16 protein-coding genes are annotated in these 19,643 nt (G+C 31.9%); 10 read left to right on the forward strand and 6 right to left on the reverse strand.

Translation table 11 applies throughout. The annotated features are described in order from the left end of the window. Positions 1-11 precede the first annotated feature (11 nt). Positions 12-857, reverse strand: coding sequence for a helix-turn-helix domain-containing protein (locus tag ACQ654_RS03330; protein WP_430408895.1), 846 nt, complete (start codon positions 855-857; stop codon positions 12-14). Positions 858-1,084: 227 nt separating this feature from the next. Beyond that, a complete protein-coding gene (locus ACQ654_RS03335) occupies positions 1,085-2,005 on the reverse strand; it encodes an AraC family transcriptional regulator (RefSeq protein WP_430408896.1) in 921 nt (306 codons plus the stop codon). 545 nt (positions 2,006-2,550) lie between these two features. Between ACQ654_RS03335 and ACQ654_RS03340 the strand changes: the two genes are divergently transcribed. Continuing rightward, positions 2,551-2,799, forward strand: a complete 249-nt coding sequence (locus ACQ654_RS03340) for a hypothetical protein (RefSeq protein WP_430408897.1) — start codon at positions 2,551-2,553, stop codon at positions 2,797-2,799. Between the two features lie 27 nt (positions 2,800-2,826). On the opposite strand, the gene ACQ654_RS03345 is transcribed toward ACQ654_RS03340, so the two are convergent. Both ACQ654_RS03345 and ACQ654_RS03350 read right to left on the reverse strand, forming a co-directional pair. Continuing rightward, positions 2,827-3,534, reverse strand: a complete 708-nt coding sequence (locus ACQ654_RS03345) for a tetratricopeptide repeat protein (RefSeq protein ID WP_430408898.1) — start codon at positions 3,532-3,534, stop codon at positions 2,827-2,829. A 33-nt stretch (positions 3,535-3,567) separates the two neighbouring features. After that, on the reverse strand, positions 3,568-4,170 hold the full coding sequence (locus tag ACQ654_RS03350; protein WP_430408899.1) for an RNA polymerase sigma factor: 603 nt from the start codon (positions 4,168-4,170) through the stop codon (positions 3,568-3,570). A gap of 145 nt (positions 4,171-4,315) precedes the next feature. Between ACQ654_RS03350 and ACQ654_RS03355 the strand changes: the two genes are divergently transcribed. From ACQ654_RS03355 to ACQ654_RS03390, 8 genes are all read left to right on the forward strand, one after another. After that, entirely contained in the window at positions 4,316-6,292 is a 1,977-nt protein-coding gene (locus ACQ654_RS03355; RefSeq protein WP_430408900.1) for a T9SS type A sorting domain-containing protein, read from the forward strand. 118 nt (positions 6,293-6,410) lie between these two features. Further along, a complete protein-coding gene (locus tag ACQ654_RS03360; protein ID WP_430408901.1) occupies positions 6,411-7,952 on the forward strand; it encodes a T9SS type A sorting domain-containing protein in 1,542 nt (513 codons plus the stop codon). Continuing rightward, entirely contained in the window at positions 7,949-10,873 is a 2,925-nt protein-coding gene (locus ACQ654_RS03365; RefSeq protein ID WP_430408902.1) for a CHAT domain-containing protein, read from the forward strand. The genes ACQ654_RS03360 and ACQ654_RS03365 overlap by 4 nt, the downstream gene beginning before the upstream one ends. A gap of 140 nt (positions 10,874-11,013) precedes the next feature. Further along, the gene (locus ACQ654_RS03370) at positions 11,014-11,445 is read left to right on the forward strand and encodes a DUF6146 family protein (protein WP_430408903.1); all 432 of its coding nucleotides are present in this window, start codon (positions 11,014-11,016) and stop codon (positions 11,443-11,445) included. A 39-nt stretch (positions 11,446-11,484) separates the two neighbouring features. Further along, complete coding sequence (locus ACQ654_RS03375) at positions 11,485-12,012, forward strand: DUF6787 family protein (protein WP_430408904.1); 528 nt, start codon at positions 11,485-11,487, stop codon at positions 12,010-12,012. 206 nt (positions 12,013-12,218) lie between these two features. Further along, positions 12,219-12,551, forward strand: coding sequence for a hypothetical protein (locus ACQ654_RS03380; protein ID WP_430408905.1), 333 nt, complete (start codon positions 12,219-12,221; stop codon positions 12,549-12,551). A 43-nt stretch (positions 12,552-12,594) separates the two neighbouring features. Beyond that, entirely contained in the window at positions 12,595-14,991 is a 2,397-nt protein-coding gene (locus ACQ654_RS03385; protein ID WP_430408906.1) for a TonB-dependent receptor, read from the forward strand. 13 nt (positions 14,992-15,004) lie between these two features. Next, the gene (locus tag ACQ654_RS03390) at positions 15,005-15,565 is read left to right on the forward strand and encodes a type 1 periplasmic binding fold superfamily protein (RefSeq protein WP_430408907.1); all 561 of its coding nucleotides are present in this window, start codon (positions 15,005-15,007) and stop codon (positions 15,563-15,565) included. A gap of 105 nt (positions 15,566-15,670) precedes the next feature. On the opposite strand, the gene ACQ654_RS03395 is transcribed toward ACQ654_RS03390, so the two are convergent. Next, entirely contained in the window at positions 15,671-15,994 is a 324-nt protein-coding gene (locus ACQ654_RS03395) for a hypothetical protein (RefSeq protein WP_430408908.1), read from the reverse strand. Between the two features lie 180 nt (positions 15,995-16,174). Here ACQ654_RS03395 and ACQ654_RS03400 point away from each other — a divergent pair, with 180 nt between their 5' ends. Continuing rightward, positions 16,175-17,287 (forward strand): DUF6438 domain-containing protein, encoded by a 1,113-nt coding sequence (locus tag ACQ654_RS03400; protein WP_430408909.1) that lies wholly within the window; start codon positions 16,175-16,177, stop codon positions 17,285-17,287. 22 nt (positions 17,288-17,309) lie between these two features. Here the strand turns inward: ACQ654_RS03400 and ACQ654_RS03405 are convergent, their stop codons facing one another. Continuing rightward, complete coding sequence (locus tag ACQ654_RS03405) at positions 17,310-19,385, reverse strand: BNR-4 repeat-containing protein (protein WP_430408910.1); 2,076 nt, start codon at positions 19,383-19,385, stop codon at positions 17,310-17,312. Positions 19,386-19,643: the final 258 nt, after the last annotated feature.

Below are 19,643 nucleotides of genomic sequence, written 5' to 3' on the forward strand. Positions count from 1 at the left end.
GGGCTCAATCATTATTCACTGAGGTTCTTTCTAAATTCAGTAGGCGAATAGCCATATTGATCTTTGAACATTCGCGAAAAACTGGAAGGGTTAGTGAATCCACATTCATAGCAAACCTCTTTTATCGAGCTTAGAGAAAAAACTAAAATTCTTTGTGCCTTCTCCAACTTTTTTTGAGTGATGTATTTAGCTGGTGTGCTGTCATACATTTTGTTGAACTTTCTTTTGAAGGAGGCCATACTGTTGTTTGTCATAGCCGCCAAACGTTGAAGGTCTAATGGCTCATACAGATTAGAGTCTATGACTTCTCTAAATGAAAAAGTTTTATCAGAAAATAAACTTCTTATGATTATATTCAAGTTTGAAGATTCGTCAGTTTGCAGGAGAAGTAGAATAATTTCTTTTAATTTGAGTACCAAAATTTCTTCGCTAAGTACATTTTTGTGTTCGAAAAATTTAGCGATACAAGAAAAATAAGCTTCTACAAGGGCTGTAGCATCTTCTTGAGAAGTATCCTTTTTCAGTGGATGATCCAATTCTTTCCAAAATTTCGGCTTTTGGCCATCAAAAACTTTTTGTAGCACCTCTCTATTAAAATGAACTATAATAGCACTCAACTTTCCAGATTCAATTGTTGAAAGGCTACGACCGACTGTTTTACCGCATAACGAAAGGATAACCGTGCCCTTTATAGCTAAAAATCCTGAGTTTGTTAAGTCCTGCTCATCACCTTCTAAAACATAGGCAAAACAAGATTCGGCTGGTAAATCAAATCCTCCCTCTATAGGTGTTAGTGATTCATACCATGTAAATAATGGTTTTTCAAAGAGTAGGATTTGTTTAAATTTATTAGGCATACACTTATTTTATTCCTTATTCTTAACAACCTTCTTCTAGGTTGTTTTTTGCTTTTTGTTAATTGGCTCTAACGATTTGCGTATGAAACGTAGTGTGTAAAAAGACACTAACTTTTCGGTTAAACACAGCGCCAAATTTAAAAATTTGGCAAACTTTGTAAATAAGTACAAACCTTTTGATTTGCACTTTTTAGCAATGTTTTATACACCGTATTGTACAGCATTTTTTATTCGATTGGTATATTTAAATCAACTATGAATTTATTTTCAGGATGCTCTCTGTAATCATTGTGGTAAATTTCAAATGGATTTTCAGAGCTCTTTTTATATCCATTTTCATTCATCCAAATAAAAAGGCTCGTCCAAGATTTTTCAAATTCATTTGGTGTTATTTCAAAACGACCAACAATACATTTCCCTTTATCAATAGTCAATTTATTAATCTCACCTTTTGTTTCAAAGGGTTCATTAGTTGTCAAAAAGATACTCATACGAACCTTGCCAGGCGCAGTAACTTTAAAACTGTCGTAGAAAATTCTGCCCATTTTAGCTTCTGATTTTTTTAGTAAGCCTTTCGGTATTGCCCATTTGGTAAGTTTTTCAAAAGCGTTTTCAATTCCGCTTATTCCAACGTGAGTTACTCCCGCAAGAGTCAATTTCGGTGTTTCTTTAATTTCAATTTTTGCATTCATTTTTGTCCATTTTTTTAGATTATTAATGATGCAAATATATTTTTCGTAGTCAGGATATTCTTGTCCGTTCTTGCTTTTAAGTTGACGAATCTTGCTATGTCTATTTGGGTTTTCCTTTATAAATCTGGTAGGACTTATTCCAAAATACTTTTTAAAAGTTCTTGAATAGGAAGAATTATCACTAAATCCGTACTTGTGTGCTATTTCTGTTGTTGTGATGTTTTTATGAAGCAAATCCGAAGCTGATTTTTCAATTCTCCGCCTTGTTACATATTCATTTAGAGTTTCTTCAGTAACAAATTTGAAAACTCTATGAAAATGGAATGGTGAGAAAAAAGCAATTGCTGAAACAGTATTTAAAGATAAATCCGATTCCAAGTTTTTGTCAATAAATTCAAAAACTCGATTAATTCTATTTTTGTAATCGGTTTCTATTTCTTTATCTAATATTTTCATTTGTGGATAGATGCAGTACAACGTATGTATAAAAGGAATTCCTGTTATTTCTAGTATAACTAAACCTAAATTTCAATATATAAATTTAGTCAAAAATTAAAGCTAAACGAATTTTATGCAAAATCAAACTAAAAAATAAGATTTATATTATGTTTCGTCGAATTCATTTGCTTCTCCTGTACTTATACATTTTCCAACTACTATAAATTTACTTTTTTAAACTACCCGTTGTGCATTTTGAGTTCAAAAGTATAAACAAGCGTCTGTTAGAGTGATTTTGAGGTACGAAAAATTGTATCGAGAACTTGTGTAGGGTAAAAATTCTATTCTCAACACAAATTTTACTCATTTTCAATCGTAAAATTCACTCCTTTAGATTCGTATGTAATTAATTGTTAACTTAAAAATGGAAAAACTTTCTGTTTGTACTCCAAAAATGACGAATTAGTAAACAAAATTAAAAATATAATGTCACGTTTAAAGTTTCGAAAAGTTATAGTTGTAGAAAGAAGTCTTAATGACTTTTATAAACGAAATTTTATATCATGAGAAAAAAGAATCTTAAAAAACTACAACTAAGAAAATCTAGTGTTTCAAAACTTTATGGAGGTAGCAGTGCAGCGAATCCTGGTAATGATAATACTGATACTGGTAATAGTCATTATGATGAAAAAACAGTCTGGGGAGATTATGGATGTCCATCATATAGTGAGTTAAGAACTGCCTGCTATTGCTATTCAATTGATGCTAAAGACTGTCATAATGATAATCTAGCACCAGATACCATGCAGTAATTTTTAACTAGCGATCTTCGGATCGCTTTATTTTTCAGTTTCCTCATGTAACAATTTTAGTATTATTTCAGCTTTTTTATATTTATACGCCTTTTTAGCAACAATTTTTTGAAATATGTTTTTAGCTTCTTCTTTTTGATTTACATCAAGATATACCAATGCTAATGCCCAATTTGCTTCTTCCTGAACCGTTTTTATTTTGCTAGCTTCTATTAAGTATGGAATAGCTTTTTGTGATGCAATTGGTGTTTTTTTCAAATAACACATAGCAATATTATAATTTGCAAAACCCTGTATTTTTCCTGTAGCAATGATGGCTTCCCAACGTGCTATACTGTTATCATATTCTTTATTTTTATATGCCGTAATCGCTTCTAAAACTTGAACATTTACAGTGTTATTTCCTCTTGTTATAACAGCATGATTGTCAAAACTTATTAAATTTTCTATCGATTTATCTACAAGTGCATCATAACTAGGCGTTGAAAATGTTGCAATAGTATACGTTACAATTCCAGCAATGCAAACAATGGCCGCCGCAATAGCAAGTTTTGAAAATGAAAACAGTCGTTTGTTTGTTGCATCTTCTTTTTCTACACCATAATCGTCTTTCAAACGTTGTGCCCATTGGTTTCGTTTATCACGATCAAACTTAGCTTGAATCAATGTTTCACTCATTGTTTCAAGTTCTTCGGCTGAAAGCTCGTCTCCTCCTGTATATTTTTTATGCTGCATATACTTTTTATATCGTATGCTTACAATTTTGTACTACTGTTTGTAATGTTTCAAAAAAATGGACCGTAATGTTTCTAAGCATCGTTGTTTTTGCTTTCGCAAAGCGGCATCCGATTTTCCTAGTGTATCGGCCAATTCTTTTAAGGCTATTTTTTTATAATAATAATTTTCCAATAACTTACTACATTGATTACCAAGTAATTTCCAAGCTGCATCTAAATAATCAAGAATTGCATCATCTACTTTTTCAAATTCATCTTCTACTCTATCATCGTCATCAATTTCTGATAATTTTGCCTTTTTCTTAAATGCATCTGTTAAAAACTGACTTGCCATTTGTGTAAATAAAAAACGCATGTTGTAATAAGTGATTTTCCCTTCAAGCAATCGTTTTCTAAACTTTAATAACGCGTCCATTGTTGCATCATATGCTGTAGATCGATCTGTATTGTAACGATTCATTAAATACGTAATTGTTTCTTCAAACTGCGCTAAAAATATCTTTTCAAACAAATCATCATCACCATTTTTCATTTTTTGAAGCATCTTATCAAACTGAGCTTCCGTAAGTCCAAAATTTTGTTTCGCTTTCGCGCGATTGTTCTCGGTAGTATGTTCGGTAGGTTGATGCTTCATAATTCTTTATAAAACTAAAGAAAAAAAGTTTTCATCGGTAGTATAAATAAAAAATAACTGAAATGTGACTAAAAAAATGTCACGTTTGGTTTTTGACTTGGTTATATGTAAAATCAAACAGTATTAATCATTAAAACCAAATACCATGAGAAAAAAATTATACCTCTTATTTGTACTTTTAGCATCACTCGTTTCATTACAAGCTCAAAATCCTTGCTGTGATGCTACAAATAATTTATTAATTAATGGAAACTTCAACACAAACACTTGTGCCGTAAACAACGATTTTAATGGAAACTGTGTTCCAAATTGGTCAAAAGTTGATGGTTCTCCTACTTTAGCAAACTTTAATACTAATCCATTTGCTTGGATGTGGTCTGTTCACGGAATTGGTGAAGCCATTTTAGGACGTGCTAACTTTGAGCAAGGAGTTACCTATGATATTTGTTTTAGAGTCCGAACTGGCGATCTTAATACAAATGATCCGAATGTAGCAAATATTGCCACCATTAATTTAGTAGCTACCAACAACACAACAAATCTTGATGTTACTGCAACACCAAATGGTCAAATTATTTTTCAAGATACCATGGGTACGTATTTAGGAACTTGGACAACTGTTACTGTTCCGTTTACACCAAATATGGATTATGAACAATTGTGGATTTTTCCATTTATGCAACAACCTAGGCTAAATGGCGTGAGTCAGGCAGAAATGAGCATTGATGATATTGTTATTTCTGAACGTACTTCTATTGATCCGTCTTTGCTTTTAATGGACGATAATTATTGTCAAAGTGATGCCATAATTCCGTTACATATTCCACAAAATATGATGAATTATCAATGGATTATTTCTGAAATTAATACTGCTGGAATTAGTACACAATTTACATCTCCATTGACTTCGAGTCCAGCACCATCAGTAAATTTAAGAAATATTTGGAACGGTTTTCAAATTGGAAAGCACTATCGCATTACATTAGCTTATGAAGATGATTGTGGAAATATATATACGTACGAACATGATATTTTTATCAAAGAAGAAACGAGTCAATTTATAGATATTTCGCTTCAATGTGGGCAATCATTTGATATCAATCGGTTTGACATTGTTGATCCGTGTAATGGACCAATTCTTTCTATTGAAGATTTAAATACAGGTACATCATACGATCCTAACATACCAATAACTTTGTTTGAAGATGCATACTTAAAAATTACCTATCCAGATTGTTGTATTCTTTATGTACATATTAGAATTGAAAAAGAAGCAGAACAAATTGTAGAATTTTGTCCTCCAAAAGACGGCAAATTTTTAATGGAAGCTTGCGGAAATGGTGTTGGCGGTTATTACGATTATTATGTAAATAATACAGCTATCCGCACCACAGATTCTTCCATGTGGGTTTCGTATGTACCTGGCAATTCATATTCGGTAACGTATACTTCTCCACAAGGCTGTACTTGTACTGCGATTTACAAATTGGCGCAACCTATTGTGCAAAATGTATATGCAACTTGGTGTGCAGGAACTACAAGTTTTGATTTATCAACGATTATTGATCCAGATTGTCAAGCAAATATTGATGGTTTTAAACTTGTTAATAATGCTACAGGACAAACCTTTACAAATTTGACATTAACTGATCCGAATGGCGGTTACGATATTTTTGGGAATGGTGGAAATGGCGACTTATTATGTTTAACATATACTAGTTTTGAAGGAAGTTGTACAAAATGCATCACCAACATAACCTTGCGTTTTTACAATGGAAATTGTGCCAATGTGCCTGTTCCTGTATATTGTACATTTAAAAGAGACGCGCCACAAATTAATGCGGATATTGTACGATTTAAAAAAGAAGATCTGAATTTTAGTGTGTATCCAAATCCTTCAAACGGAAATTATACAGTACGTTTCAATTCAACTATATCGCAACAAGCAAAATCATTTTCCATCAATGTAAAAGATATTTCAGGCAAAACAATTCTAACAGAAAAAACAATTGATGTTACGTCCGAATATCGTTTAGATATTTCTACATATGCGCCAGGAATTTATTTCTTATCGGTAGAATTTGGCAATAAAATAGAAGTTAAAAAATTGATCAAAAATTAATCATACAATTTGTAAAATATCACATAGTAAAAAATTGCTGTGTGCTATTTTTAGTACTGACATTGCATACCTTTAAAGCTTTACAGTAACTATATTTTAACCTCAAAACAATTTAAAAATGAAGTTTATACAAATTTTAATAATCACAACGTTACTATGGATGTGTTCTATATTTTCTGCACATGCACAATATAATCCAACATTAAATGCAACTATTGGCAACAATGGATTGGTGGAATATGAAATTGCAAAAGCAGGGACAAATACTTTTATATTTACATTATTTGGCGACGGAACATTTAGTACACTGACTAAACCAACACATATATTTGATAAAGACACTGTATATAAAACAGAAGTGTATTTTGCCAGATCATACGATCCAAATATTCCTCCTAGAAAAACCATTCAAGTCACACCAAATATTACTCCTGGCATTCCAAATCCGCAAGCAAACCCAACTGTAAATATGACTGGAGAAATTGACTTAATGACAAGTTGGGCAACAGCCGTTGGCCATGAAACCTTTTATATCATTGCGTTTAGAAACACAACAAGTCAGAATGCTGTAAATGGAATTATTGAATTTTCATATCATTCTGATGATTTACAAGTTAATACTAATAACATAAAAATTTATAACAATTGGGCAACTCCAATTACTCCCACAAATTTAAATACTCCACAAATATCTCTTGCTAGTAGTTATAATGAAAAATTAACTTGGTCATTTACAAACTTAGCTTACGATGAAATACGCTATATATACGTTCCGGCAACTACGTTACGAATGACTGGAGATAAACTAAATTTAGAAGTAAAGTATGCTGCAAATGGTCAAGAAACTATAAGGCAGCAAGAATTCTTAACACGTAGGTATCCGCACGATCCTAATTTTAAGATTGTAAATAAAGAATATATCAAACCTGGACTAAACCAACAACAGGAACTTATTTATACGGTTGGTTATTTTAATGATGGAGAAAATTATGCACGAAATGTATATGTAAAAGATGTTCTTCCAAGTTCTTTAGATCATGATAAAATTACTTTGCTAGATTATGAAGTGCAACCAACGTGGTATACAAATAGAGGAATTATTTATTTTGACTTTTTAAATATCAACTTGCCTGGCACCAATCAAACCATTCCAAATATGTATTCGTATGATCAGGCGTCCACTTATTTTTCGTTTAAAATTTGTACCAAAACCAATTTAACAGATTGCATCTTAAATACAGCAAGCATAGTGTTTGACTCACAACCAATATTTTACACAAATACATCAAAAATTTGTACTAAAATTGATTATTTCGATTATACTATTTGTGGAGGAAATAGTGCATTACGAAATCAGGGACAAGCATTTTCGCAATTAACAAATCCAATGCTATCGGACGAATTGACTTTTGATGTGTATCCAAATCCAGCATCAAATAAAATTAACTTCAACATACAATTCAATTCAGAAAAAGCTTCGAATTTTTCCATTACGTTGTACGATTATTCTGGAAAAATTATCAAAGAACTTGTGATAAATCAACATGATTCTGCTATCTTTAAAAACAGTTTTGATGTACATGATATAGCCAGCGGTTTCTATTTTATGACATTAAAAACCCAACAAAATCAATATACCAAAAAGATTATTAAGCATTGATTATACAAGTTCATTTTTATACCCTACAAAAAGTATTCACGTTGTGTATGATGATTTTTGTGATGCATGTTTGCAAATCACAACAGACACAACGTGATACTCTTTTTGCTAAAAAGTTATTGCACAAAGCAGATTCACTCAATAGAAACGGTAATTACAAAACTTCTGACAAAATAGCTTTAAAAGCAGCTTCTATATTTAAGGAATCAGAAAAATGGGCGTTATGGTTTGAGGCGTACAATATTATTTTTTATAATGGTTTATACTCCAAAGATTTAGATACTAGTAGTAAACTCGTTGAAAAAGGATTGCCAGCACTTCCAACTTCTGAAACCTACCTATTGGGAAGATTACACTATATCTTAGGCTATTGTTACGAACGCAAAGGGTTAATTTTTGAAGCTTTGCCCTATTACGAACAAAGTTTAGAAAATTTTAAAAAAGTAAAAGACAACTATTTCATCAACCAAATCTATGGAAATATATCTCAACTATATATACAGCAAGGAGAATATCAAAAGGCAATTACCTACTTAAAAAATGCAATTGCTCACGGAAAATCTACCAATGATACGCTTACTATTTGGAAAAACACAAAATCATTAGGTGACGCTTATCTTTTTAATGGCGAATTTAAAAAAGCACGAAAAACATACCAACACGCGCAACAACTCATCGATGAAAAAGATGGGACGTTTGAACGGTATGAAGCAGAAATTTTATACAAATTAGCAGCATATGAAAAAGCATTCATAGCCACTCAGAAAGCACTTGAAATTACTGAAAACTGTAAAAAAGATGTCACTAAAAATCAACGCTATTGTACTGCCAACTTTAATACAATGAATGTGTTACTTGGGAATATCTATTTCAAGCTTGGTAACACTAAAAAAGCACTTGATCAATATCAAAAAAGCTTACATTTTATAAAAGAAAAAGGTAATTTACGCGAAATTGGAAAAGTATCTATCTTAATTGGAGATACCTTCAAAGCGCTAAAACAGCATGACAAAGCCTTAGAAAATTATCAAAAAGCACTGCAAACTTTTATTCCAGATTTTACTGAAAATGAAGTTACTGAAAATCCTTCACAAGAGTTATGGATTTTGGAAATTTGGTTGATGGAGATTTTTAAGCGTAAAGGAGATTGTTTTTATGCAAAATATAAAGATTCAAAAAGTGACAAATGGCTCTATTTAGCAGAAGAAAATTATGAACTTGCGGCTACTTTTACAGAAAATGTTCGGTTAAGCTTTACAGAAACTGCGTCGAAACTTAAGTTAGGTTCGCAAACTAATATGTTTTATGAAGAACTCATAAAAGTGAAATTAGCACTGTTTACGCATACCAAAAAACCGCAGTATAAATCGCAAGCATTTTTAATTTCACAAAGAGCCAACGCTTTTGTATTGCGAGGATTATTAAATGAAAAACAAGCACTTAAAGTCGCAGACATTCCAAAAGATAGCATTGTATTATTTGAAACGTATGCAAAAGACATTACAATTCTGAAACAGAAAGTTGAAGATTCTATCGAAATTGATTCCTCACAGAAACTTCTTATTGATGCAAAAGAAGGTTTTCAAAACTTAAAAAATGCTATTTCCGAAAACTATCCAAAATTTGACATGCTTCGAAATAATTTAGAAGGCGTTACGGTACAACAAATACAAGCTTCTATTGATACAAGTACGCAGTTTATAAAGTACTTTTTAGGATCTGAAACTTTATATGTTTTTTCAATATCGAAAGAACACTTTTTTGTAGATCAAATTCAATTACCTGAAAATTTTCAAGAATTAATTGCTCAGTACAGACAATCGTTAAGTGATATTTCATTTATCAACAAAAAGTACAATCTTGCTGAAAAGCAATACTTACAAACGGCACATTCTTTATATAAAATTTTATTAAAAAAGCCATTGCAAAACCTCAACAACACTACTGATATTCAAAAACTTACCATTATTCCCGATGGTGTTTTACATACAATTCCGTTTCAAACGTTACTAACCAATAAAAGTGATTCGTGGGCAAATTTGGACAATGCAGTTATTAAAAAATATGCCATTAGCTACCATTATTTTTGTAAAATGTTAGTACATAAAATTGTTGATTTTAAACACACAAATGGTTTTACTTCTTTTGGTTTAGAATTGGATGAAGCTACGTTGCGACATGTACAAAAAATGACAAAAGATAGCATTCAGAATAGTACTATCAACGATAATTTACGAAATATGGCGTTATACAAACTCACTTTTTCGGACGATGAAGCGTTGCAACTCGCAACATTGATGAATGGGAAATCGTGGATTAACAAAGAAGCAACAAAAACCAATTTTATACAAAATGCGAGCAATTCGTCAAGCATTCATTTGGCTACACATGCACTCTTAGATACTGAAAACCCTAATATTTCTGCGTTAATTTTCACCAAAACAACGGATACAATTAGTAACTTGTTGCGTTTGGACGAAATCTACAATCATAACTTCAATGCAAATATGATTACGTTAAGTGCCTGCAATACAGGATTTGGCAAATATCACAAAGGAGAAGGTTTGCAGAGTTTGGCACGTGCGTTTAACTTTTCAAACATTCCAAGTGTTACTGCAACTTTATGGAGCATACCAGATGCTTCTTCGGCAACACTTATGAAATTGTACTATTCGTATCTCAAACAAGGATTTTCAAAAAGTGTTGCCTTGCAAAAAGCACAACTTGAATATGTAGAAAATGACGAAATCAGTAGTCCAGCTTCTCGCCTACCTTTTTATTGGGCGGCTTGGACACATATTGGCGCAAATGATGCCATTACTTTTGAGCAACAGAACAATTTTACATACTATCTTCTAAGTATTCCGATACTTTTGTTGCTAGTTGTTGGGTTTTTATGGTTTAAAAAATTGCGCGTATAACCAAACTTTATTCTTTCTGATACTTCGTTTTAAAATCTCAATCACTCAAAAGTACACCTTACGTATTCATACATACTGTTCACTTGTTATGACAAGGTTACTCTTAAAAAAATCGTACCTTTATACAAACTGAATTATTTATGAAAAAAGTATTCTTACTAATTGCTTGCGCAGGATTTGTCGTCTTTTCATGTGCCACACCAGAAAAAGCAATGACGAAAAAAGCAGACGACACTACACAAGTTTCTGATAGCATCCGTATCACAGATGAAGATGGTTATGACATCATTATCTTTGAACCTGGTTTTACCGCTTGGTTGGTTGGCAATGCACGACCACGACAATACTATTCGAAACAATTTTTAAGTACGCGAAACAATGTATATGTTACCGAATGGAATTTACGTGTGATACAACCAAGTCGTTATGATCCTAGTTTGTATCAACAACAAATTGACTTCCGTTCTAATGTTGATTACGGTTATGAGGTAAATTATCAACTGTATTACTATTTTGTATATTTTCAACAAAAATACAATCAGCGTTTAGGCGTATTTCCAGCACGCTTATAATGTAGAAGTTGTGTATCTTTGCACTAGCAAATTGTACACATGAAAGCATTTAAAGAACGTTGGGAAATCCAAAACAACTGGCAACTAACCTTTCCCTTCTTAGGAATCCTAGCGTTATTATATACAGCATACCTTTTTTCAAAAAAAATTATTCGCAGTTTTATTGACAGACAAGAATACAGCATTTTATATTATGCACTAATTTTTGTTAGTGTTATTGTGTTCTTCTACATCATGCTTCGCTTTTTCTTATGGTGTTTTAAAAAGCTTGAAAATAAATGGATAACCACATATCGTTGGGAAATCATTACCATATTTATTGTCTTTGCGTTGACAGGAACAAGTTCTGTAAGAATTGCAAAACCCATACTAGAATTCATTGGCTTTACGCGAACACTATTTCCTGATGGTTTTTTTGGTGGTTTTTTGTATTGGATTGTTAGAATTATTATAATCTTACCAATCTATCAAATACTACTAATTATATTCGGAAGTCTTTTGGGACAATTCAAATTTTTCTGGGAGTTTGAAAAGAAAATGCTCAGGCGCATGCGAATTATAAAGTAAGCATATTTCAGTAAAAATACTACATTCTTTTTCTACAAATCAATTCTACTTTGTTAGATATTGTTATTTCTATAGAAGTTAATTTTTTTTAACGTGATGCATTTAGTACTTTTGTTTTTGAACTCGTTTAGATTTTTAGGATGGAAACAAACATTAGAAGTTTAAAAGAGTTCCTTACTAAATCATAAAAATTGTTTAAGGCAATAATGAAAATTAGAATCAACATAAAAGAAATATGTATTACATCTTTGTTAGTCATAACATTGGCGTTACCTTCTTTTATACAGTTTTCACATCAAGTGACGGAAAACCATGATTTCATTACATGCCATGAACAAAAGGTACATATTCATGAAAATAATTTGCATTGTGACTCATGCGAATATCATTTTACGAACTTCATTTACGAGGTTACAAAAATGCCTGAATTACAAGTACCATTAATTATCTCAGAAACTACATTAGGGTCAACTACTCCATTATGTTATTATTTACCGCTTACAAATAAGCAATTACGCGCACCACCGACGCTTTCTTAATCATAAGATCAAAATATATTTTATTTTAAATTAAGAATTTTACATGCGTAAATATATCTATATATTACTGCTGTGTAGTGGTTTTATTGTGAATGCACAAAATTGTAACAATACACTATCTGGTAAAGTAATAGATTTACATGATAACTCTGTACTTCCTGGTGCAACATTAATTATTGTAGGATTAGAAAAATTTTCTGAATCAGACATTGATGGAAAATATACATTTTCTAACCTTTGCGAAGGAACTTATACGATTCAAGTATCACATGCTAATTGTTCAACACAAGCTTTCAAGGTGAAAATTTCTGGTAAAGTAGAAAGAAATTTCAAACTAGAACATCATTTGGAAGAATTGAATGCTATTACGTTAAATGCTGCAATTTTTGGAAGTAAAACAAAAACAAACTTTGAGCAAAAAATAACGGAAAAACAATTAGATCGTTTTAGCAATAGCTCATTAGGAGACATTCTAAATACGATGAGTGGTGTTTCGTCTCTCAATACAGGGAATGCTGTTGTAAAACCAATTATTAATGGTGTACACAGTAGTCGTGTGGTAGTGATGAATAATGGCGTTCGTATGGAAGATCAGGAATGGGGAGCTGAACACGCTCCAAGTGTCGATGTTAATACCATTGGAAACATTACCCTTATTAAAGGTGCTGGTGCCTTAAAATATAGCGGTGATGCAGTTGGTGGAATTATCATTACTGAAGCCTCCAAAATTCCTGTAAAAGATACGATATACGGAAAAACAATTATGGCTGCAGCTACCAATGGACGCGGTGGATTATTAACTTCTACCATTACAAAAAGTTACCAAAATGGTTGGTATGGTTCGTTACAAGGATCTATAAAACGCTATGGCGATTATGAAGCTCCTGACTATATACTTAGTAACACAGGTATTTTTGAACGAAATATAGCAGCGCGCATTGGTCTCAATCGTTTTGATTATGGTGTAGAAGCCTATTATTCTTTCTTTAGAAATGAAATCGGCATTTTGCGTGCGTCCCATATTGGAGGCGCAAGCGATCAAATACGTGCCATAAATAGCGGTGTTCCTTTAATTATTAGAGATTTCACGTATGAAATAGACGCTCCAAAACAAGATGTAACACATCATCTATTTAAAATACGTGGATTTAAAAACGTTAAGAACTTAGGAAAACTTACGCTACAATATGATTTTCAACAAAACAAACGTTTGGAATTTGATGTTCGGCGCGGTGATGATGACAAAGCATCATTAGACTTAGTATTAAATTCACATACAATACGTTTAGATTTAGACACAAAAAACACTGATCTTTTTAACTTTAAAACGGGTTTGATGACACAATATCAAAAAAATGTTGCGAACCCTAATACAGGTGTGAGAAGATTAATTCCAGATTATGAGCGAGTTCAATTTGGAGTTTATGGTGTTGCTGATGTTTCTATCAATGAAAATTGGCTAGTCGAATTTGGCGGGCGTTTTGATTATATACATACAGATGCACAAAAATTTTATCGTACTTCTTTTTGGGAAGATCGTAATTATGATCAATTATTCCCAGATATTGTTGTAGAAGAGTTTGGAAATCAAATTTTGACAAATCCGAAATTGAGCTTTTCAAATATATCTGTAACAGCAGGAACGCGTTATTCATTTAATGATACGTATAAATTATTTGTTAACTATTCGTTGGCTTCTCGCGCTCCAAATCCATCGGAATTATTTAGCGAAGGTTTGCATCATTCGGCATCTCGTATAGAACTGGGAGATTTACGTTTCAATTCGGAAATCGCACACAAAGTGTCACTAACATTACAAAAACAAGGAACAGTCTTTGGTTTTTCTATCAATCCATATATCAATTTCATAAATGATTTTATGATTATTGAACCAACAGAAATTCAACAAACAATTCGTGGAAATTTCCAAGTATGGGAATACCGACAAACCAATGCACGTCTATTAGGACTTGATATTGACGCGTCATTAACCTTCACGAAAAACTTGAGTTTCTCTCATCAATTTTCATTAGTCAAAGGATATGATAGAACATTAGATTTACCTTTAATTGATATGCCGCCTGTAAACACAACAAACGGATTGGTATATCAAAACGCAAATTTTAAAAACCTCAGAATTGAAGTTCAAAGTGAATATACATTTCGTCAGAATGAATTTCCAGACAACAATTTTGAGGTTTTTATTCCAGAAACGAATACACAAGAATTTGTTGATTTAAGTACTTCACCAGATGCTTATCATTTACTACATTTAAATTCCAGTGCAGATTTTAAATTAAGTGAAAAATCAATACTAAATGTTGGCGTGTCAGTTTCAAACATATTTAATACTAATTATCGAAATTACTTAAACCGTTTGCGTTACTATGCAGATGATTTGGGTAGAAATTTTTCAATCAATTTAAAAATAAATTATTAAACAAAATACAATCATGAACAAATTCAAATTTTCACTTTTAACAGCAACTGCAATACTAGCTTTACTTTTTACTGGATGTTCTAGTGATGATGATGCACCTCTTCCTGTAAACGAAGAAGAAGTAATTACAACCTTAACTGTAACGTTAACACCTACTGGTGGAGGAACGGCTATTGTATTACAATCACGTGATTTAGATGGTGACGGACCAGATGTACCTGTAATTACTGTATCAGGAAATTTAGCAGCTTCTACTACATATATTGGAGCAGTTGTTTTATTAAACGAAACAGAAACTCCTGCAGAAAATATTACTACAGAAGTTGAGGAAGAAGATGATGAACACCAATTTTTCTTTACAGCTGGAGCAAGTTTAAATGTCACAACTGCAAACTTTAACTTAGATGGAAATGGAAATATTTTAGGAACTACATTTAACGTTACAACTGGTGCTGCAAGTACAGGTTCGTATACAGTAACACTTCGTCATGAGCCAACTAAACCAAATACTGGATTAGCTGATGCTGGAGGAGAAACAGATATTTCTGCTTCATTCCAAGTGACTGTACAATAATAAGTTATAGTAACCATATACCATAAAAAATCCCTTAACATTACGCTAAGGGATTTTTTATATCTTGTCTTGTACTGAATAAATTTTTGGTGTAAATAGTAGTCGTTATTGCATATCCGTAATATCAATTACATTGTCGTCTTCATCTTTTTTCTTCGGATTCATTACATATGTATACAACCACATAAATGTAAATGTTGGTACTGCATCCGTAAATGGCAACGCTTCTTCTATAAAAGTAATAACCGCTCCGACTTTTCCAGATGTTCCTTTGTACATTCTAGTCATAAGCCAAGCCGAAAGTGGCGCCCAAATAATATCTGAAGTTTCTGCAAATCCAGGAATGATATAGGAAGCATATCCTATAATATCAAAGATAATTCCGAGGAAAAGTTTTAAAAATTTTTTGTCTTTTTTGTCTGTTGTCATGTAGTTAAATAATTATGTCAAGTAAAGCACTGTTGAGATGCTAAAGTAAATAAAGCAATAAAAATGCCAAGATTTTTTCATGACAGATACAAATTGCGTGTATATTTAGCTAGATTAATTAGTTAATTGATGAAAAATATAATTTTTAGCTTTCTTATATTTCTTTTATGCTGTAATTGTATGAATGAAGATACAACACAAACCATCAAAAATCGTATACAAGGTTCTTGGGTAGATATCAATGCCGAAGAAGTAAGGAATACTAACTACTTTGCTCCTTTTAAAGTTCCGTTTGGAGTAAATTTTCAAAATGATCGTGTCGATTTCTTTAAACAATTTACTAAATACGAGCAAGATACACTAACGAATAAAAAGCATTTTAACGCTTTCGCGGGATTTATCTCGTATCAATTAAAAGCTGATAGTTTATTCATTATAAATCCTTTACATAAAAATTTAGAGTTTACATATACAATTGATGCTTCTCTGAAAGATACATTACTTTTGAAAAAAAACGACACATTACTATATACGCTTGAACGATTTTCGCAACTAAAAAAAGATACACTTTCGTTCGACCAACTAGTATTTTCACGATCAAATTGTTTTGGAAGCTGTCCAATTATGAACATTTCTGTAGACAAAAACGGAGCTGTATTATTTTACGGTGAACAATTCACGGCTGTAATTGGTCAATACAAAGCAAAACTTTCTCCTGAGTTTACAACCTATCTTTTTAAAAAGTTCGAAGCTATTCAAATCTCAAAAATAGAAGCAAATTATAGTGTTAAACATACTGACGATCAGACAATTTCTACAACATTTCTTGAGAACGGAAAAATTGTAAAAACGATCAGAGATTATGGAAAAGCGGGAACAAAAGAAATGTTGTGGGCATATCAAACCATTGAAAATCTATACACACAAATCAAGCTTTCTTCACTAACTATTGATGAAACAAAACCCAAATTCAATCAATACTCCTTTGAGAAAGAAGGAACACAATTGCTATTAGAAAAGTCCGAAAGTTTTATACTATGGAATGCGTTTCAAAATGCACTAATCACAACAAATCGTTTTAAAAATTTATATATTTTTGACACAAGTTATTATCGAAATGAATATATAAAAGTTGAATCTGACGGTCAATTTTATAAATTCTATTTCAAAAATGGAACAATTACAACCTACGATATTGGCTATAATTTCATTACTAAAAATTTCAAAGATTCTGATTTCAAAAAAATAATTCAATACAAATATCACTCCCCAGATTCTACAGCTGACAAATAGCTACAACTTTTACATTGTACATTTAGCGTTTTTCATTTAAAATTTCAAAAATTTCTTTCCCAGCCAATAAAATGGCTCCGTTAGTTTCTACATCTAACTTTCGAATCAAATTCTTCTCAATTAATTCTTGTTGTAGCATTCCCCATTGTTTTTTTACATCTTTGATATATTTTTTATCAAACAAATTGTTTCGTATACCAGCGGCAACACTGTAAATCATAAGTGCTTTTGTTCGTACTGTTTTACCAACATAGTATGAATTTAATGCTTCTAAGAATAAAGCTGTTTCCTTTGTAGTACCCTTTTTTAATTCATTTATAGCTAGTATTTCTTTATCAAATTTTTCAATAGCTTTAATTTGGGTAGCTAATGTTAAATAAGCTTCTCTATTTGAAAAATCTCTATACGTTATAGATTCTATTTTTTGAAGTGTTATTCTATCACTTGTTTCTTGATATGCCCAAATTGAGTTGAAAAGATTATTTACCTCTTCTTCTTCTTCCGTTTGATATTGTTTTATATTCAACAATTCATTCTCATAACGTGCTTCTTTAGTCATTGCAGCGAAAGCTTCCAATCCCGCATAAAAAACACCATATTTCCAATTAGTTTTAGATATTTCATGATTTGGATTTTCCAATTGATGTTCCGCGACTTGACGAAGAGTTTTTGTCAAATTTTGAATTGTCAAAGTTGAATCGATTTTAGACTTAGTCAAATTCATCTTCACAGCAGTCTGATAACGATCTTTAAAATTAAGCTCAGCCGTTTGTCCGCGTGTATCATGCGAATAGTAAACATACTTTGTATTTTGTAACCATAACACTTGCAACGGATTTCCTTTTTTGGCACCACGAACGGCAAAAGGTCGCACATTATTTTTGGTAGAATTTTGCGTAATTTTCTTTACGTTCCACGATTTTCCTTTGTTTTGGGTTGTCCACTGCTCTATTTCAAAAATATTCTTGCGCCTTACAGAAACATAAATAATATTTGGATTTTCATGATCAATGACAATTCCGCCTGCATAATGTGGCTCTGCTTCTACCGTTCCTTTTCGAGTTTCTGGAAACCATCCATTCACTTCTAATAAGTCGTAACTGTTCCATTCATTTTTGCTAAATGTTGCATACGAATAGATATGAATATCATCTTTTGGGAACTTCACATACGTAACAATTGGGTTTTCGTTCGCATCTTGTGCAATATCCCAATTCCATGATTTCATTGTATCAGACTCAAAAATAACGTCCATTTCATTTTGCAAAATGGGCAACTGAGAAACATCTTTTATTTTTGTTCCGTTCGCTTTGTAAAAAGCACCATTTTCATAATACATATAGTACAAGCCGTTTGTATCTTCTCTTGTTGGATGATCGTCCGTAAATGTAAAATGTATTTTAGAATTCCCATCAGAATATACTTTTGTGTAAGGCGATTTTAAGGAAGTTGTTTCGTTTGGCATGAATATGATTTCTCCTTTGGACCATGTATTTCCATGATCTGTAGAAACGGAATACGAGGGTTTTAAATCAATTCCACGCCAGAATAGATAGAGTTTTCCATCTTCTTTGGACAAACGAACAGGATTTGTGTACGTATGCCGATTAATTTTCGCCTTGTTATATTTTTCATCATTATTAAGATATAACTCCTTAATTGGCGACCAATTGCTAACATCTTCAGGATTTGTAGATGTTCGCATAAACAACGGTCGTTCGTCTTGTAAATGTGTGTTGAAAAAAATGAGTAATCTTCCTGTAGCATCAAACAAAATAGACGGATTATCATGATCGTCAATTTCTAAATTGTCATATACTACATGTGATTTAATTTCTTTCGTATCATGATCGTAAAAGCCAATATGCACATCACCATAATTGTCTATCCAACCTGCGTAGGTTCGTTTGTGTTTTCCTTCAAAATAAACAGCTCTCGGATCAGAAAACCAACTCCAAACACCATTAAACGTCATTGATTGAAAGTTCTCCGAAGCAATTGCTTTAGACTTTGTAAAACGATGTGTTGCTTTGTTTTGCGCACTACTCATCATACAACTCAACACAAAAATTACAATAATATGTCGGGGAAAATTCATAAATACAAACGTACTAAATATTAATACAACTGTTTTTAATAGAGTATGTAAATATAGGCTATAAAACTAATAACGCACATATAATAAATATTCCATTGTTGAATAAAAATGAAAGCTTAATTATTAAATATAGTGCGTATTCTCCTCAGAACATCGATTTTTTGAAATTGAATGCTACTATTCGTTAAAAAGATTTAAATGTAAAAATAACTAATACACTAATCTCAAATCATGATAAGGAGAAAGATAAACCAGACT

The sequence above is a fragment of the Kordia sp. genome (assembly GCF_965283645.1).
Taxonomy (GTDB): Bacteria; Bacteroidota; Bacteroidia; order Flavobacteriales; family Flavobacteriaceae; genus Kordia.

Excerpts from the sequence above, each read along its gene's own strand:
- ACQ654_RS03330 (WP_430408895.1), bottom strand. The coding sequence starts at position 857 with ATGCCTAATAAATTTAAACAAATCCTACTCTTTGAAAAACCATTATTT.
- ACQ654_RS03335 (WP_430408896.1), bottom strand. The coding sequence starts at position 2,005 with ATGAAAATATTAGATAAAGAAATAGAAACCGATTACAAAAATAGAATT.
- ACQ654_RS03340 (WP_430408897.1), top strand. The coding sequence starts at position 2,551 with ATGAGAAAAAAGAATCTTAAAAAACTACAACTAAGAAAATCTAGTGTT.
- ACQ654_RS03345 (WP_430408898.1), bottom strand. The coding sequence starts at position 3,534 with ATGCAGCATAAAAAATATACAGGAGGAGACGAGCTTTCAGCCGAAGAA.
- ACQ654_RS03350 (WP_430408899.1), bottom strand. The coding sequence starts at position 4,170 with ATGAAGCATCAACCTACCGAACATACTACCGAGAACAATCGCGCGAAA.
- ACQ654_RS03355 (WP_430408900.1), top strand. The coding sequence starts at position 4,316 with ATGAGAAAAAAATTATACCTCTTATTTGTACTTTTAGCATCACTCGTT.
- ACQ654_RS03360 (WP_430408901.1), top strand. The coding sequence starts at position 6,411 with ATGAAGTTTATACAAATTTTAATAATCACAACGTTACTATGGATGTGT.
- ACQ654_RS03370 (WP_430408903.1), top strand. The coding sequence starts at position 11,014 with ATGAAAAAAGTATTCTTACTAATTGCTTGCGCAGGATTTGTCGTCTTT.
- ACQ654_RS03375 (WP_430408904.1), top strand. The coding sequence starts at position 11,485 with ATGAAAGCATTTAAAGAACGTTGGGAAATCCAAAACAACTGGCAACTA.
- ACQ654_RS03380 (WP_430408905.1), top strand. The coding sequence starts at position 12,219 with ATGAAAATTAGAATCAACATAAAAGAAATATGTATTACATCTTTGTTA.
- ACQ654_RS03385 (WP_430408906.1), top strand. The coding sequence starts at position 12,595 with ATGCGTAAATATATCTATATATTACTGCTGTGTAGTGGTTTTATTGTG.
- ACQ654_RS03390 (WP_430408907.1), top strand. The coding sequence starts at position 15,005 with ATGAACAAATTCAAATTTTCACTTTTAACAGCAACTGCAATACTAGCT.
- ACQ654_RS03395 (WP_430408908.1), bottom strand. The coding sequence starts at position 15,994 with ATGACAACAGACAAAAAAGACAAAAAATTTTTAAAACTTTTCCTCGGA.
- ACQ654_RS03400 (WP_430408909.1), top strand. The coding sequence starts at position 16,175 with ATGAATGAAGATACAACACAAACCATCAAAAATCGTATACAAGGTTCT.
- ACQ654_RS03405 (WP_430408910.1), bottom strand. The coding sequence starts at position 19,385 with ATGAATTTTCCCCGACATATTATTGTAATTTTTGTGTTGAGTTGTATG.